General features: G+C 39.0%; 13 protein-coding genes. 11 read left to right on the top strand and 2 right to left on the bottom strand.

Features of this window, described 5'->3' with window-relative positions:
* Nucleotides 1–41: 41 nt before the first annotated feature.
* Nucleotides 42–524: a translation initiation factor IF-3 gene (infC, locus tag RCP16_RS14455; RefSeq protein ID WP_308640617.1), complete on the bottom strand. Its 483-nt coding sequence runs from the start codon at nt 522–524 to the stop codon at nt 42–44.
* A gap of 137 nt (nt 525–661) precedes the next feature.
* Here infC and RCP16_RS14450 point away from each other — a divergent pair, with 137 nt between their 5' ends.
* The 3 genes from RCP16_RS14450 (at nt 662) to RCP16_RS14440 (ending at nt 4,917) form a co-directional block, all read left to right on the top strand.
* Complete coding sequence (locus RCP16_RS14450; RefSeq protein WP_308640616.1) at nt 662–2,176, top strand: copper amine oxidase N-terminal domain-containing protein; 1,515 nt, start codon at nt 662–664, stop codon at nt 2,174–2,176.
* A gap of 597 nt (nt 2,177–2,773) precedes the next feature.
* Complete coding sequence (locus tag RCP16_RS14445) at nt 2,774–3,754, top strand: hypothetical protein (protein ID WP_069326691.1); 981 nt, start codon at nt 2,774–2,776, stop codon at nt 3,752–3,754.
* A gap of 182 nt (nt 3,755–3,936) precedes the next feature.
* Nucleotides 3,937–4,917, top strand: coding sequence for an aldo/keto reductase (locus tag RCP16_RS14440; RefSeq protein ID WP_069326690.1), 981 nt, complete (start codon nt 3,937–3,939; stop codon nt 4,915–4,917).
* A gap of 79 nt (nt 4,918–4,996) precedes the next feature.
* Here RCP16_RS14440 and RCP16_RS14435 read toward each other — a convergent pair whose 3' ends face one another.
* Nucleotides 4,997–5,710, bottom strand: coding sequence for an expansin EXLX1 family cellulose-binding protein (locus RCP16_RS14435; RefSeq protein ID WP_069326689.1), 714 nt, complete (start codon nt 5,708–5,710; stop codon nt 4,997–4,999).
* A 243-nt stretch (nt 5,711–5,953) separates the two neighbouring features.
* Here RCP16_RS14435 and RCP16_RS14430 point away from each other — a divergent pair, with 243 nt between their 5' ends.
* The 8 genes from RCP16_RS14430 to RCP16_RS14395 all read left to right on the top strand — a co-directional run bounded on the left by RCP16_RS14430 (nt 5,954) and on the right by RCP16_RS14395 (nt 15,863).
* Nucleotides 5,954–9,787 (top strand): S-layer homology domain-containing protein, encoded by a 3,834-nt coding sequence (locus RCP16_RS14430; RefSeq protein WP_308640615.1) that lies wholly within the window; start codon nt 5,954–5,956, stop codon nt 9,785–9,787.
* A gap of 439 nt (nt 9,788–10,226) precedes the next feature.
* Nucleotides 10,227–13,439, top strand: a complete 3,213-nt coding sequence (locus RCP16_RS14425; protein WP_308640614.1) for a sulfotransferase — start codon at nt 10,227–10,229, stop codon at nt 13,437–13,439.
* A 33-nt stretch (nt 13,440–13,472) separates the two neighbouring features.
* Complete coding sequence (locus RCP16_RS14420) at nt 13,473–13,607, top strand: paeninodin family lasso peptide (protein ID WP_137221166.1); 135 nt, start codon at nt 13,473–13,475, stop codon at nt 13,605–13,607.
* Between the two features lie 45 nt (nt 13,608–13,652).
* On the top strand, nt 13,653–13,787 hold the full coding sequence (locus RCP16_RS14415) for a paeninodin family lasso peptide (protein WP_137221164.1): 135 nt from the start codon (nt 13,653–13,655) through the stop codon (nt 13,785–13,787).
* A 47-nt stretch (nt 13,788–13,834) separates the two neighbouring features.
* Entirely contained in the window at nt 13,835–13,969 is a 135-nt protein-coding gene (locus tag RCP16_RS14410) for a paeninodin family lasso peptide (RefSeq protein ID WP_137221162.1), read from the top strand.
* Between the two features lie 145 nt (nt 13,970–14,114).
* Nucleotides 14,115–15,089, top strand: a complete 975-nt coding sequence (locus RCP16_RS14405; RefSeq protein WP_069326685.1) for a phosphoenolpyruvate carboxykinase (ATP) — start codon at nt 14,115–14,117, stop codon at nt 15,087–15,089.
* A gap of 26 nt (nt 15,090–15,115) precedes the next feature.
* Nucleotides 15,116–15,430 carry a lasso peptide biosynthesis PqqD family chaperone gene (locus RCP16_RS14400; protein ID WP_083243382.1) on the top strand — a complete coding sequence of 105 codons (315 nt, stop codon included), beginning with the start codon at nt 15,116–15,118 and terminating at the stop codon, nt 15,428–15,430.
* Nucleotides 15,420–15,863, top strand: coding sequence for a lasso peptide biosynthesis B2 protein (locus RCP16_RS14395; protein WP_308640613.1), 444 nt, complete (start codon nt 15,420–15,422; stop codon nt 15,861–15,863). Before RCP16_RS14400 ends, RCP16_RS14395 begins: the two co-directional genes overlap by 11 nt.
* Nucleotides 15,864–15,942: the final 79 nt, after the last annotated feature.

Genomic DNA, 15,942 nt, shown 5'->3' with positions numbered 1-15,942 from the left:
GATCAGGGGAATACGCTTTTTTTGTTATTTCTTAAATCCGTTTATTCGTTTAAAGGATCAATTTGTACCATAGATTGCTTACCACTGACCTGAATCCCTGTTTTAGCTTTACCTGATGATTGAAGATCACGCAATAATTCTTCAATAATCGTTTTAGCTTTAGCCGATTCTTTACTACCTTGTGTTTTGACAACCAGTAATACAGCATTATGCGATTGTAGGATACGTTCAGCCTGATTCTTTTTCGTTTCATAATCGTGATCTTCGATATTAGCGGTTAAGCGAATTTCTTTGATTTTAACGGGTTTATCACTTTTTTTGGATTGTTGTTTATTTTGTTTAGCGGCACCTGCTGAGATCAATTGACAAGGAGGTGGGCTACTATAAAGAGAAGTACAGACAAGATCAATTTTTAGTTGTTTAGCCATTTGCAAAGCTTCAGCTGTAGGTACAATCCCCAGGTCTTCTCCATTGATTCCTGTTAACTGCACTTCAATTGCTTTAATTTTTTCATTTTTAATCACTTTTTTATCCTCCAAAACCATATTTATTCGTCCTACTTAGTATACAATAGCATCATTTGATGACGATATTGAGGTTTTACAAATATAACTTTAACTGGGATAATGAAAAAGAAATATATTATCGAAAGGGGAACATTATGAAAAATAGAAAATGGGTTATCATGCCGTTAGTACTGCTCCTTGTCCTGTTGTCAGGTTGTCAGGCTGTAGGTAATCTAGACATCAATAGTGCCATGGTTGGTGATCTTAATGTAAAATCGATCGAAACCAAACAATCGCTTGCAGTTCAATTAACACCTGTTTCAACAGCGTCGGCAGAAGAGCGCAAAATAGCAACCGTTTTGAACGGAATGCAATTGAACATCAATCATGCCAAACTTCAAGAAAACGGAAATGTTTCGGTTGAAGGTGGTATCGCTTACAGTGGAATGACATTACCTTTCCAAATGTTTATGGATACGAAAGGAGTCACGATTGCGTTGTCTGGTGCGCAAAAGCCATTATACATACCTCTAACTACAGAAGAACAAATGGCTTTTTTACCTGCTAGTCTAACAATGAAACAAATTGAAGATCAAGCGAAAGAGTTGATTACCAAATCAGCTAGCTTATTTTTCAAACATGCTCCTAACCCATCCAATGTCACTGTTGATTCTGTGACTCAAGAAGTGTATGGAGAGTCTGTAGATTTGACTCATTTGCATATTGAACTTACCGGTGAAGAATTTATCGGATTGGTTAAGCCTTTCTTAACAAGTATCTCTACGGATGAAGCGGGCTGGCGTGATCTGTTAGCTACGTTGTATGACTTTATCACGTATGCAGAATCACAAATGAGTGATGAAGAAAAAGATTCTGTATCTTACTTCACTTTGGATCAGACAAAAGCTGAATTTGTTAACGAATCGTATACTGAGGTTCAATCGTTTTTGAAAGATGTATTGTCTGAATATGATAAATATTTGAAAGAAGTCTCTGCTGAGCCTGAATTCAAAACGATTTTCGGTACAAATACACGTCTTACATTAGATCTTTATTTTGATAAAGATATGCATACCCGTAAGCAAATTGTAGACTTAACAGTCGCTTTGCCTAGTTCAGAGTATGTGCCTTACAGTATGTTTAATCTGCATACCGAAAATGAGAACTGGAATGTAGATGGAAATATTGTCGCTGATCCGATTGCAACACCTAATGGTGTTCTAGATGTCACTTCCAAAGATTTTACACCAGGTGCGTTATTGCGCAGCTTCGATACGACTTCACCTGTCTATTTGTTATTACATGATGTCGCAGGGATTGCTAACAAATCGATCTATATCGATAAAGATTCATCTTATTCTTCATACGATGTAGTGACTAAAGATCGTGTGTTACTAATGTCAGTTAAACAGTTAGCTGAAGAATTTGATGCTAAGTTCACATGGAACCCAACAACCAAAACAATCACACTGACTGATGATATTACTGGCGCTGTGACTACACTTCACTTGAATTCCAACAAAGCTGTAACTGATGGAACTACAAAAACAATGACACATAAAGTGGTCAAAATTAAAGGCGTTACTTATGTACCGGTACGTTCTGTCGCTGAGATTTTGGGAGCTAAAGTTACTTCTGAATCTTCTTATGTTGTTGTCGAACGTAAATAATAGTTGCTCAATAAATAGTTATCAGAAGAAGGATATTCTACTTATGTAGAATATCCTTTTTTGGTCTTCTTATATGAGTCAAAAGAATCAAATCCCTATTTTTTCCAAAAAAAGTATTGCAAAAGTGTTCACACTGACTATAGAATAAAGCGTCAACATCTTAATAAGTTAATTAGTAAATAGTGGTTATTTGGTAGTAATATACAAACTACATAATATAATAATAGACGCCACAAGTACTATGTCTTATTTATTAGTTGTATTCTAAATGGGGTAAGAAAGGAGGAGTACAGACAAATTTGTATTCAATAACACTATTTTTTAATTACTTATTACCTAGTAAAATTTAACTATAAAAACTTTTTTTATGATAAATGTGTCAAAGTTTGGAAAAACGGTTATTAACCACTTATGAATATGTAACTTAATTAGATGTCCAACGGATCGTTTTTTGGGGGAAACAAAGAAGTAGATTCTAAACAATAATTGTACTCTATGCACAGCCCGCAGAACTGTGTACTACCAGTATTCTGAATAGATCATTTCTACGTCTAGCTATCCCACGTAAGACTAATATTTTAAAGGGGAGATTGAACAATGGGATTGCTTAAATTGAAAAAAACGGGTGCGGTATTACTTGGTGCATTATTGATGGGGACTGTATATCAAGGCGGAACGGCACATGCGCTAAATTACAGCAATGATGTAGTACCTGTATTAAGTTCAAATACTGGAACAAATGGTACAGCAAGTGCAAGTGCTGAAGAAGTTGGTCATGAAGCATGGAAAGCATTTGACGATAATTCTACTCCAGAAAGCACATGGAAAGCTCCTGCTGGTTCATCCTCTCAGTTGATTTATCAATTTAACACTAAAAAAGTAATCACTCAATATACAGTGCAAGCAGATACGTACGATACATCTGAAGCACCAAAAAAATGGCAGTTAGCAGGTAAGATCGGTAAGAACTGGCTTGTGCTAGACGAACAGTCGAATCAGACTCAGTGGCAACCAGGTCAGACCAAGTCGTATACGATTTCTAATGATACAGCTTATACAGCATACGCTCTATTTATTTCTTCCAACAACGGTGGATCATCTGTAGCCGTTAGCGAATTAGAATTATACGAATTTGGAGATAATGCGAATCTGGTACCTGCCGCTAACTCTATGGTATCTGTCGAAGGTGGAGCATATGCTTCAGTGAATGAAGATACAGCATGGAAAGCATTTGATCATAATACAGGATCAGATAGTTACTGGGAATCAGACAACGATAACTTTATAGATGCAACACTTCAATATACGTTTGATGCTCCTCAAGTTGTTAAAGGGTATTCATTAACACTGGCGAACAAATCGACTGCTCCTGTGTTTTGGACACTGGTAGGTAGTAACGATGGTGAACAGTGGGAAGAAGTCTTGCATGATGTTAAATCTTCTTATCGCTGGGAAGTAGGTCAGAAAAAAGTCTACGAAATAGACAATACCAAAGCTTACAAGACGTACAAAGTGATTTTTGATCGTAATTCAGGACCTTCTACAGTAGCTGTAAGTGAATTTGAATTATTCCAATAAATTAAATAACAATAGCATAGATGGTAAGCAAAAGAAGAGATTCGCTTTTAGAATCTCTTCTTTTTTGCATATCTTTGCATATCATAGGGACGATCAGAAGAGATTGCTATTGTATTTAGCATCACAAGTATGAGAGTATAGATGTGTTAAAAGCGCTATCATTTGATAGGAGGAATATAAAAATGACTAAAGTAATGCCACTTGCTAAACGTGGAATTTCAAATAGCCGTCTTGCCTTAGGGTGTATGCCGTTTGGTGGAGGCTGGGATGCAGAACCTTTTACAGAGCAACATGTGAAAGAAGCGGAAGCAGCAGTTGAAGCAGCTTTATCGATCGGAATTACGATGTTCGATCACGCTGATATCTATACTAAAGGGAAAGCAGAACAAGTTTTTGGACGTGTACTGCAAGCTAGACCTGATCTGCGTGAACAAATCGTCATTCAATCCAAATGTGGTATTCAATTGGGTGAAGGCGATCTACCGGGTCGATTTAACTTTTCGAAAGAGCATATTCTTCATTCCGTAGATGGTAATTTGGAGCGCTTGGGCATTGATTATCTAGATGTATTGTTGTTGCATCGTCCTGATCCATTGGTTGAACCAGAAGAAGTGGCAGAAGCTTTTGCCAAATTAAAATCTTCAGGTAAAGTACGTTATTTTGGTGTATCCAACATGAGCGCTTCTCAGATCAAATTTTTACAACAAGCGATTCCTGATTCCTTTGCAGTCAATCAATTGGAAATGAGTCTAAATCATCTTCATTTTGTGGATCATGTGGTGCATGTGAATCAACAAGCAGGTACAGAAGTGAACTTTGCTGAAGGATTAATGGAATACTGCCGGACAGAAGATATTCAATTGCAAGCTTGGAGTCCACTAGCACAAGGTAAATTCTCTGGCCGTGATATCAAAGATGAGCCTAAACATATTCAACAAACAGCTCAATTGGTACAACAAATGGCAGCAGACAAAGAAACAACAGCAGAAGCGATAGTATTAGGATGGTTAATGTATCATCCAGCTATGATTCAACCGATTATTGGTACATCTAATCCAGAACGCATCAAAGCTTGTGCAGATGCAGAACGTCAAGCAAGCCTGATGACACGGGATGAATGGTATACTTTATATGTAAGTGCACGCGGAACATTATTACCTTAAATTTGGTTCAATGATTATTAAGCGCAGTGATGATCTCCTTTACAGGCGGTCATTCCTGCGCTTATTTTTTTGCCAAAGATCAATCAGGAAATTGAGCTTTACCCGCTACGATATAAGGGCTAGATGTCGCTTCGCTAGGCAATGCTTGTAAGGTATCAGTTACAACTTTGCCACGGATATCGGTTATACGTACGTTTAGAGGTTGATTCCCCATTTGCTCACCGACAAAATGGTTGTAATCCGTTTTGGGTAAGCTGATCCATTGACCTGCTTTTTCATATTCAAATTTCATGACAGGGTATTTGTGATTGCGAACTTGAATAGCCGCCCACCACTGGCTACTTCCTTCTTTGATCCGATAGCTAAAGTTACCTGTAATTGGCGCTTTAACTACTTTCCATTGAATATCGATTTTGCCTTTAGACATATCTCCGATTGCTGCAAAGGCATTGTGTGATAAATCTAAAGCTCCGCTAGGTCCTTCAGGGTAAAGGTCAGTCACATAGACGGTTGTTTTACCGAGTGGTCCTTGCACTTCTAAGTAAGCACCGGCTAATGCAGCTTTGACCCCACCATAATTCATTTGAGTAGGATTAAGGGCTGTAATGTAGGCAGTGGAAGGAATAGGGTCAAGTAAAACAGCTCCACCTGAATATCCTGATCCTGTGTAAGTGGCATATCCTTTATAGGTATCGTTCCATGCTGCTGAAGCTGGTAAAGCAAATACCAATAGACCGAGTACAATCAACAGACTGGCTGTGCTCCATTTGCGTGTTGTCCGTGGCACATTCATTTGTATTCCTCCTTAAAGCATCTTTGATACCTATAAAATATAATTTTAATAATAGATATCGTTTACTTTATGAATAAATATACTATAAATTCCAGAAGGTTACAAATGATCCGACAAATAAAAATAAGGAAGTGGACGCTATAAATATATTGATTTTACATTTAAATGAATTATTCTTTATCCTTTTATGATAATTTAGTGTAGTACATAGAATTTTAACAAACGAAATGGGGAATATAGTGTATGGTGCAGTGGAAAAAGAAAATAAGTATAGGGGTATCTACAAGTGTATTGGTCACATCATTGTGGTCTGGAATATCTGTTGGTGGTCATAATGTCGCATCAGCAGCCGATCAAAGTGAACAGGTATCAGATACTGTAGTTCAACAACAAATGCATCCCAATGTAGTATCTACAAATGTTCTTCGTCAGACTGTGAGTCAAAATGTATATACAGTGATGCCGATTAACGAGGTGCGGACTCAATCTTTAGGAGATACTGTATCTACTCATGGAGTGATTACGTATCGAGAAGAAACGGGTAGCGGGTATAGCAACCTCTATCTTCAAGATGGAACAGCAGGTCTTGTGATACGTGGACAGAATTTACCGGGTACTGAAGGACAAGAAATCGAAGTTCGTGGTAAATTAACGGCTTATAAAGCGTTATTGCAAATCGAAGCGTCTGCTAGCGCAGTGAATATTACGAATGCATCGATTCAGTTACCTGCTCCGCAAACAGTGGTGGGTACTGATTTTGTAACAGGAAATACATATGAAGCTCAATTAATCAGTGTGCCTAATGTGACGATCGTTAGCAAAAGCGGTAGTAATTATACGGTAAAAGATGCTACAGGTACATTTATTATCTATACAGCTAATCCATGGTTAGAAGTAGGTGAAGTCTATACCCGTATTACAGGCGTAATGTCTCGCTACAATAATACATTTGAATTGATACCACGTTCTACAGCAGATATTGAAGGAGGGACACCTCCGGTTATTCAACCTCCGTTGCAATTACGTATTCATGATATTCAAGGTGCTGCTCAGCGATCTCCTTATGAAGGCAAAGAGGTACAGCAGGTTGAAGGTATCGTAACCATGGTCAAAGGCAAAACAAGCTTTTATCTGCAAGAATTGGATGATCACGTTGATACAAATGAAGGCACTTCTGAAGGCATATTAGTCTATCGTTCCGCTCATGGGCTAAAAGTAGGCGATAAAGTGAGTGTAGATGGAAGTATTAAAGAGTATCAAGAATTAGGCTACGCAGATGCAGCTGATCTTACCACAACAGAAATTGTTGCATCCGCTATTCGTCTGCAAGCTTCTAATCAACCGTTACCTGCTCCGATCATTCTAGGTCAACAAGGACGAAGTATTCCGAATCAAATTGCTGCTAGCAACGGATTAACAGCATATGATCCGACGCAATATAGTATTGATTTTTATGAGAGTCTAGAAGGGATGCGGATTCAGTTAAATGATGCATCTATTATAGGGCCATATACGTATGAGATTCCTGTCACTGTAGATTTGAAATCTTCTCCGCTCGTGACGCCAGCAGGCGGACTTGTGATCGATAATAATCAATGGAATGCCAAACGATTGCTCATTAGTGCGAAGCCTACGCAAACGGTGAGTACAGGTGATCAATTTGCTGGAGCCCTAAACGGAATTATGAGTTACAGTTATAGCAATTTTAAAGTATTACCTGAAGGAGCATTACCACCTGTGATCGATAATGGATTGCAACGTGAAGTGTCTACTCTTCAAAGTGGAAGTAAACAGTTAACGATCGCTTCTTTTAATGTAGAGAACTTTTGGAATAATCCCAAAGATCAAGAAAAAACAGCACGAATTGCAGATGATGTTGTCAACCATCTTCGTAATCCTGATATTCTGGGATTGATGGAAGTTCAAGATAATAATGGAGAGACCAATGATGGCACAACAGATGCAAGTCAGAGCTTTGGTGCATTGATCAAAGATATTCAACTTGCAGGTGGACCGACCTATCAATATGCCAGTATATCTCCACAAGATCAGCAAGACGGTGGTGCACCCGGTGGGAATATTCGAGTAGGATTTTTGTATAATCCAGAACGAGTAAGTTTACCTGTAGCTTCAAATGGTGCAGGTAATTCAGTAACAGCCGCCACCTATACAGCTAATGGACTGAACTATAATCCGGGACGGATTGCGCCGACCGATGAAGCTTTTGCCAGTTCACGCAAATCATTAGCCGCTCAATTTGTATTTAATGGAGAACAAGTCATTGTTATTGCGAATCATTTCAACTCTAAAGGTGGAGATCAGGCATTATATGGTAGTATTCAGCCACCTGTACGTAGTAGTGAAATTCAACGTGCCAAGCAAGCAAGTCTATTAAATCAATTTGTAAAGCAGACACTGGCTCAAAACAGTCAAGCTAATATTGTATTGTTAGGGGATTTTAATGATTTTCAATTTTCCAATACACTTGATGTGTTAAAAGGAAAAGAGTTAACCAACCTTGTAGATACATTACCAGCTAATGAACGTTATTCCTATGTATATGAAGGCAATTCGCAGACACTGGATCATATTCTAATGACTTCAAAGATCGCAAACCGTGCTCAATTAGACATTGTGCATATCAATTCTGATTTTATGGAAGCCGATGGACGAGTAAGTGATCATGATCCATTATTAGCTAGAATTGATTTTGGCAAAAAAGATTCAGACAAAGATGATAAAACAAGACCAGGATCCGATAACAGCAGTGGAAATAATAGCGGAGGATCAGGAACAACTAATCCTTCTACTGATAATCCTACTTTACCGACAATCCTGACTGCACCTGAATATGAAGGGCTATCTACTAATCGAGCCATAGCCAGCTGGACCATGCCTACTACAGTGAATACAAACACTAATAATACAGTGGTAGCTTCTACAACATTAACAGCGACGATGCTCAATGATATGTTAAATCGTATCGATGGAGCCAATACATTACGTCTTTCGCTCAAAGGAGATCAATCAGCTACTACGTATCAATTGCAGTGGGAAGCTGCTGTACAACAATCGTTAACTACTCAAACGACAATCGATCAGATTATCCTATCTACACCGATTGGTACGTATGAATTACCTGTCTCGATGATTGAGCAACAGACATTAGCTCCAAATGAGAAGTTTATTCTAGATCTATCTAATGCTAGTCCGGCGGTCAATCAAGCAAAACAAGCTGGTTATGATGTACGTACAGCTGTTGATTTTGACGGATATATTTTAGATGGGCAGAATAATAAACGTTCCATACAATCATTTGATCAATATATCAAACGTTCGATCATCAGTTCCAATGTGAATGCCGCTAATCGTCTCGCTGTTGTGCGCGCCGAATCAGCTGTGAATGGAAACATTTCATATACACCTGTTCCATTTACAATTGCTAATGGAGAAGTAACAATCTATAGCCGTAGCAATAGTACGTATCTGATTCTCAATCGAAGTGAGTCTTTATTAAAAGATATATCCGGTCACTGGGCACAAGCCGATATTCAATCATTTGTTGATCGGATGATTGTCACAGGCACAGGGCATAATCAGTTCGAACCTGCGCGTATGGTTACACGTGCTGAACTGGCGACATTATTAACCAGAACACTAGGCTTATCCCAAATGAATATTTCTACTTCGCAAACTCCCTTTACTGATGTGAAGTCTACAGCTTGGTATTCTGATTCTGTAAATACAGCTGTTAAAGCGGGATTGATGTTGGGTGATGCTAAAGGTACATTCCGTCCACAATCAGCAGTGACACGTGAAGAACTAGCTGTTATTTTGGAGAGAACCTTATCATTTATCAGTCAGAGTCCAGTGGAGCCGTCTTCAAATCCAGTCATTGCTTTTAAAGATAGAGATCAAGCTTCTTCATGGTCACGTTCTGCAATACAACGGATAAGTAATGAAGGTATTTTAAAAGGGAATCCATCCCAACAATTTCAGCCAAAGGGAAATCTAACACGTGCTGATAGCATTGTAGCGTTAAGTCGCATATTGCAGAAAATAAATAGAGATAAATAAAATTTAAATGATCCAAAATAGGGAACAAATGTTCCTTTAATGGGATAAATATACTAAATGATGACAGAAAAATAGGTTTTGTAACCAAAATGTAATATTTTATTTTTTACTTTTTTTGCAAATTTAATTAAAGAAAAAAATGAAAAAATCTGCATTCCTCGCAAAAGTGTGAATGCAGATTTTTTCGCGTTCTGACAAGGTTTTTACATTATCTAATAGTCAAAATGTGAAATATATAAATTAAGAATCACGTAAAACCTTATCGTATCAACATTATTTGATATTAGCTAATTATCTAAACTTTTTTTCAAAATTGGAAAATTTATCATGTAAATTCTTCTTTTTAAATATATAATGTACTTAGCTGATTATTGTTATTCAAAACGAATAACTTTTGGGTACATGTATGAAAGAGGTTTTGGAAGGCAGGGGAAACCGGATGATTGAAAGAAATGGTAACAAACTCATCTTTCTTCTCTGTGTGCCACGCAGTGGTAGCTCACTCGCAACAGTGATGCTACAAAATCACACGCGTATCTATGCTGCACAAGAAATGTGGTTTCTTATGAGTCTATATGATTTGAAGAAACCAGAGAAGCGAGCATACGGTGGAACAGCTATTCTAAATCAATTCTTTGACGGCGTTCTACCTGAAAGTGTGTATGATGAGGCATGTCGTAGCTTTGGAGCCAATGTGTATAATGGGCTATTATCTACAAGTGAAGCAGATATGGTCGTAGATAAATCTCCACGCTACTATTATATTCTTGAATTTTTGGATCGTTTATTCCCGCAGTCCAAGCGGATCGGATTGTTCCGTAACCCGTTGGATGTAGCGGCTTCTTATAAAAAAGTAAATCAGCGTTCTGCACCCAATTTTAATTTGGCAGATCAGCTGAGTGACCCGTCGTTGAATATGAAGATGGTCGATATCACCGTCGGATTATTCCGTTATCAACAATATTTTGCTCAAAAGAACGAAAATGCTTTCTGGTTGAAGTATGAAGAAATGGCTACGCACCCAGAAGAACAGATGCAGAACGTATGTCGCTTTCTAGATATTTCGTACGAAGAAGGAATCGAAAAATACGGCGATTATATGGATTCTGCCAAGTCGGAACTGTTCTATAGCATGGGTGTAGGTGATCCATATCTCAGTGAACACCGTACACCACATATGAAGTCTATCGGTAACTGGCGTACCATGCTAGACCGTCGGGAAGTGGAAGCTTACTGCCGTATCCTAGGTGCAAGACTATTTCGTGAGTTAGGGTACGAAGCAGAGCTTGAAGAAGCACAGCGTCTTACAGGCGTCGTGTTTGAGGAGGAGCCAGACATGAAGTGGATTGAAGCCAAAACGAAGCAGTTCGCCGAGGCTACCGGCTGTCGCTGGGAGCCAGAGTACAAGATGCAATCGGCTGTTCTACCTGAAACTTCACCAGAAGTTGCGAATGCGCTGTCTCAAGAATACAAAGATAAGGCTGAAGCAGATGAATTGCTAAGAATGCGAATGACGTTGCGATCTTTAGAAAAAAGAATGGAACAGCATTATGCAGAACGCGATCGTCTTCATCAGGAAAGTGAACGTCTTCGTAAAGAAGTCAAAGATATGAAGCAAAAAATGAATAGAATCAAATCGTTAATTCCATTTAATCGCTCATTAGGTCGTGTATTTAACGCTTATCTTGTTCGTAAAGGCGTCGAAAAAATGAGTACGATTGTAGGTGTTTGGAATTTTCCACGTCAGAGTTCAGAAGCGTTAGCTCTACAAGGGCAACGATTAATGAATAATCTGCGAATGTATCCTTCAGATGCTTCAGCGGTTTGGCAAGATGAAGATATCTTCCTAGGTTGTCATGATCGGTGGATTACAGAAGAATCGGTGAATCAGACCGTTCCTTATCATGATCCTATCAGTGGCCTTGTGATCACCGCAGACGCCATTATTGATAATCGAGAAGAACTATTCGAAGCGTTGGGGATCAGCCGCGCAGAAGGTAGTACATTGTCCGATGTATTGCTAATTTTGAGAGCATATCAGAAATGGGAGGAACATACTCCTCAACATTTGGTTGGCGATTTTGCTTTTATGATCTGGGATACCAAAAAGCATCAGCTCTATGGTGCGCGAGACTGGTCAGGCAATCGAACTCTATATTATTATCACACCTCTTCTCAATTTGCATTTTCGACATTGATGGAGCCTTTATTTCAGACAGGTGATATTCAGAAAAAAATGAGTACTCCCTGGATGGCCGAATTTCTGACAATGGCTGGTATGACAGAATCTTTGGATATTAAAGGTACCGTATATGAAGACATTCTACAGTTGCCTCCTGCACACGCTATTATCCTCACAGAGCAGCATAGTCATATATTCCAATATGGTACGTTATTACCGGAGGAACCACTTCATCTTCGTTCAAACGGAGAATATGAAGAAGCTTTTCGTGATGTGTTCACCCAAGCTGTCAAATCGAAAGTTCGTACTCGTCTAGGAGTCGCCTCAACGTTAAGTGGAGGATTAGATTCCGGTGCTGTGGTGAGTTATGCAGCTAAGATTCTGGCAGAGCAAGGAAAGTCATTACAGACTTACAGTTATGTGCCTATTGCGGGTTTCGATGATTGGACTTCTTCGACTCTAGTGCCTGATGAACGTCCGTATATTGAGGAGACGTTAAAGTATATCGGTAATGTTCAAGGTAACTATCTTGATTTTGCCGATCGGAATCCTTTAACAGAAGTAGACTCATGGCTAGACTTTTTGGAGATGCCGTACAAATATTTTGAAAATTCATTTTGGATTAGAGGGATATTTGAACAAGCGCAACAACAAGGAGCAGGCGTTCTACTGACAGGAGCTAGAGGGAACTTTACCATTTCGTGGGGACCTGCATTGGATTACTATGCAGTGCTACTCAAAAAATTTCAATGGACTAAATTGTATCGTGAACTGAAATTGTATGGTCACAAAACAGGTGTAGGACGTTCTCGTCTTTTGCCAATTATTCATAGTAAAGCTTTTCCGAAATGGAATCAGACTGCTGCTTCTAAAGATCGACCGAATCCATTAGTCTGGATCAATTCAGAACTAGCGCGTCAGACGGGTATGGTAGAACGTGTACAGCAACAAGAAGAATGGTTAGTCGGTCGTGAAGTTCAGAATGCGTTTGATATTCGATTAGAAAAATTTAAAAATCTAGCGATTGCAAATAAAAATGGAGCGATGACCTCCAAAATTTCTGAACACTATGGTGTCTGGGAACGTGATCCTACAAGCGATGCTCGTGTGGTTCGATTCTGCCTTTCGATTCCTGTTGGACAATATGTACAAGAGGGTATGGATCGCGCATTAATTAGACGTGCTACGGCTGGTAATTTGCCTGATAAAGTAAGACTGAATCAGAAAGTCAGAGGCATGCAACCCGCTGATTGGGTACAACGCATGCAACCTCAGTGGTCTTCCTTTACAGGAGAGCTTCGAGATTTGTGTAAAGACCCTAAAGTGGCAGCATGGATGAATACGACTACGATTATGAAAGCTTTAGAAAAAGTAGGCGAACATCCTCAAGCCAATGCAGCAGCCCATCCGGCTACCCGTATGCTGATGAGAAGCCTTATTGTTGGGCGATTCATCCGCAACTTAGCATAGCAACGACTATTATTTTATAGAGGAGGTGAAAACATGAACAAAGAAAAAATGCAATGGCAGGCTCCAACATTGGAAGTTTTAGATGTTAACGAAACAATGGCAGGTATTGGTTGGAGACAAATTGACTGGGTATCTGAACAAGACGCTGATTTGTACAATCCTAGCTGAGGCATTTTTTAACTGCAATTCCACGATCAAAAGGAGGTTATATTAATGAACCAAGAGAAAATGAAATGGCAAGCTCCAGTATTGGAAGTTTTAGATGTCAATGAAACAATGGCAGGTATCGGTTACAAGCAAATTGACTGGGTATCTGAACAAGATGCTGATTTGTACAACCCTAGCTGAGCATTTAACATAATGATCGATCATTCTAATATAAGGAGGCTACTATAATGAAAGAACAAAAAATGCAATGGCAGACTCCAACATTAGAAGTTTTGGATGTTAATGAAACAATGGCAGGTATTGGTTACAAGCAAATTGACTGGGTATCTGAACAAGATGCTGATCTATATAACCCTAGCTGAGTATTTAAGGCTACCAAAGGGATAGACCAGCAAGCAGTAGTTCAGAAAGTCCTTATACGAGTTAGTATAGGGACTTTCTGTTTTCATATATAAATTCTTTGTACATCATTCGGAGAAAGCAGAGTCATAGGCTCTATGGGAGGTAATGACCATTTTTACCGTAAATAAGACGATCAATAAAACAATCTATCAAGCGTTTGGATTACATTTTGATAGTGAAATTTTGCTACCGGAATTGTTACAACGCCAGGATACTCAAGAGGCTGATGTGAACATCGAAATTCAGGATTTATCTGAATGGCGATCTGTTGTGAATACACGCGAAAATAATTTTACGATGCAATCGATTGGCTTTATGTTTGAAATTCCAAATACAGCTTTGTTTTGTATTCAAGATGGCAAGCGGATCGGTATTCATCCGTTCCCTGATGCTGATATGGACAAGATTCGTCTGTATGTGTTGGGTACTTGTATGGGTGTATTGTTGTTACAACGAGGAATTTTACCATTACATGGCAGTGCAGTCGTAATTAATAATAAAGCATATGCGTTTGTCGGAGAATCAGGTGCAGGTAAATCTACACTTGCGTCTACATTTGTGCAATCTGGATTTCAATTGTTAAGTGATGATGTGATTGCTGTCAGTTATGAAAATGGAGAGCCTGTTGTCCATCCTGCTTATCCACAGCAAAAGTTATGGAAGGAAAGCTTGGATTTGTTTGGAATGTCAGAAGATCAATTTAAGCCACTCCATGATGAAGTTAGCAAATTTGCCATTCCAGTGACCAAGCATTTTCATAATAAGACTGTTCCATTAGCAGGTGTATTTGAATTAGTCAAAATGGACAGTGAATATGTAGCGATGCGTGAAATGAATCGTTTGGAAAGATTACATGCGATGATGTTGCACACGTACCGTGGAGCCTTGATTCCAAGACTGGGATTGAAGCAATGGCATTTTTCAAGTGCAGCTGCTCTAGCGGGAGAGTTATTTGCTTTACAAATTCTGCGCCCGACCACAGGTTTTACAGCGCCAGAATTAATGAATCAGATTATGCGTAAAATTTATCAAGAAGAAATGCAGGGGGATACGATCTACTCTACAGAACATTTCAACTGAAAAGAACAATAAAGGAGAGAATAATGATGAACAAAAGCTTAATCGGATCCGATCAGGTTGTTGTACAAAATGAGCAATATATTGCTAGTGATATGAATGGCGAAACGGTCATGATGAATGTAGAGTCTGGCAAATATTATAATTTAGGGATGGTCGGTGGACGGATCTGGGAGCTTAGTTCTTCTCCGGTTTCATTAGAAAATATCGTCAACACACTGGTTGCTGAATATGATGTAACTTATGATGTCTGTCTGGAGCAAGTGAGTGAATTTGCTGGGCAAATGTTTAAAGAAGGATTAATCGAAGTAGTCGCTGAAAAGGACGGACTTCGTGTGGAGTAAGGTCGTCAAATTCCGTAATACCCCGATGCCGATGCGTAAATTAATGCTTGAAGCATGTGTATATTTAGCATGGGCAAGGTTCTTGAAAATGTTACCTTTTGCTAAAGTGTCTCCAACATTAGGTACTTACATGGAAGAGACTTCATACAATGACCTAAGCAGAGATCAGAAGTGGCAAGGGGTACAAGTCTCAAGAGCATTACATCGTGTAAGCGGACATGTATTCTGGGAAACGGAATGTATGGTGATGGGAATGGCAGCTATGAAAATGTTAGCCAGACGCAAAGTGCCAAGTACGTTGTATTTAGGAATGCGCCGTAATCCAGCAGGTAAAGTTGCTGCGCATGCATGGGTACGAAGTGGTGCTTTTTATGTCACAGGTGCTGAAGAAATTGAACAATATACGGTTGTGGGGAAATTTGCTAAAAACTAGCAAGCATCAACGGAATATGAATATATTTTGTGCTTTACAAAAGGGTGTATGATCACCAACTGCAAAATGATCTGAAAAT

It is taken from the genome of Paenibacillus nuruki (genome assembly GCF_963311185.1).
Classification (GTDB): domain Bacteria; phylum Bacillota; class Bacilli; order Paenibacillales; family Paenibacillaceae; genus Saccharibacillus; species Saccharibacillus nuruki.
The sequence above is the reverse complement of the archived record's forward strand: the minus strand, read 5'-3'. Positions and strand labels throughout refer to the sequence as shown.

Excerpts from the sequence above, each read along its gene's own strand:
- RCP16_RS14450 (WP_308640616.1), top strand. The coding sequence starts at position 662 with ATGAAAAATAGAAAATGGGTTATCATGCCGTTAGTACTGCTCCTTGTC.
- RCP16_RS14445 (WP_069326691.1), top strand. The coding sequence starts at position 2,774 with ATGGGATTGCTTAAATTGAAAAAAACGGGTGCGGTATTACTTGGTGCA.
- RCP16_RS14440 (WP_069326690.1), top strand. The coding sequence starts at position 3,937 with ATGACTAAAGTAATGCCACTTGCTAAACGTGGAATTTCAAATAGCCGT.
- RCP16_RS14435 (WP_069326689.1), bottom strand. The coding sequence starts at position 5,710 with ATGAATGTGCCACGGACAACACGCAAATGGAGCACAGCCAGTCTGTTG.
- RCP16_RS14430 (WP_308640615.1), top strand. The coding sequence starts at position 5,954 with ATGGTGCAGTGGAAAAAGAAAATAAGTATAGGGGTATCTACAAGTGTA.
- RCP16_RS14425 (WP_308640614.1), top strand. The coding sequence starts at position 10,227 with ATGATTGAAAGAAATGGTAACAAACTCATCTTTCTTCTCTGTGTGCCA.
- RCP16_RS14420 (WP_137221166.1), top strand. The coding sequence starts at position 13,473 with ATGAACAAAGAAAAAATGCAATGGCAGGCTCCAACATTGGAAGTTTTA.
- RCP16_RS14415 (WP_137221164.1), top strand. The coding sequence starts at position 13,653 with ATGAACCAAGAGAAAATGAAATGGCAAGCTCCAGTATTGGAAGTTTTA.
- RCP16_RS14410 (WP_137221162.1), top strand. The coding sequence starts at position 13,835 with ATGAAAGAACAAAAAATGCAATGGCAGACTCCAACATTAGAAGTTTTG.
- RCP16_RS14405 (WP_069326685.1), top strand. The coding sequence starts at position 14,115 with ATGACCATTTTTACCGTAAATAAGACGATCAATAAAACAATCTATCAA.
- RCP16_RS14400 (WP_083243382.1), top strand. The coding sequence starts at position 15,116 with ATGAACAAAAGCTTAATCGGATCCGATCAGGTTGTTGTACAAAATGAG.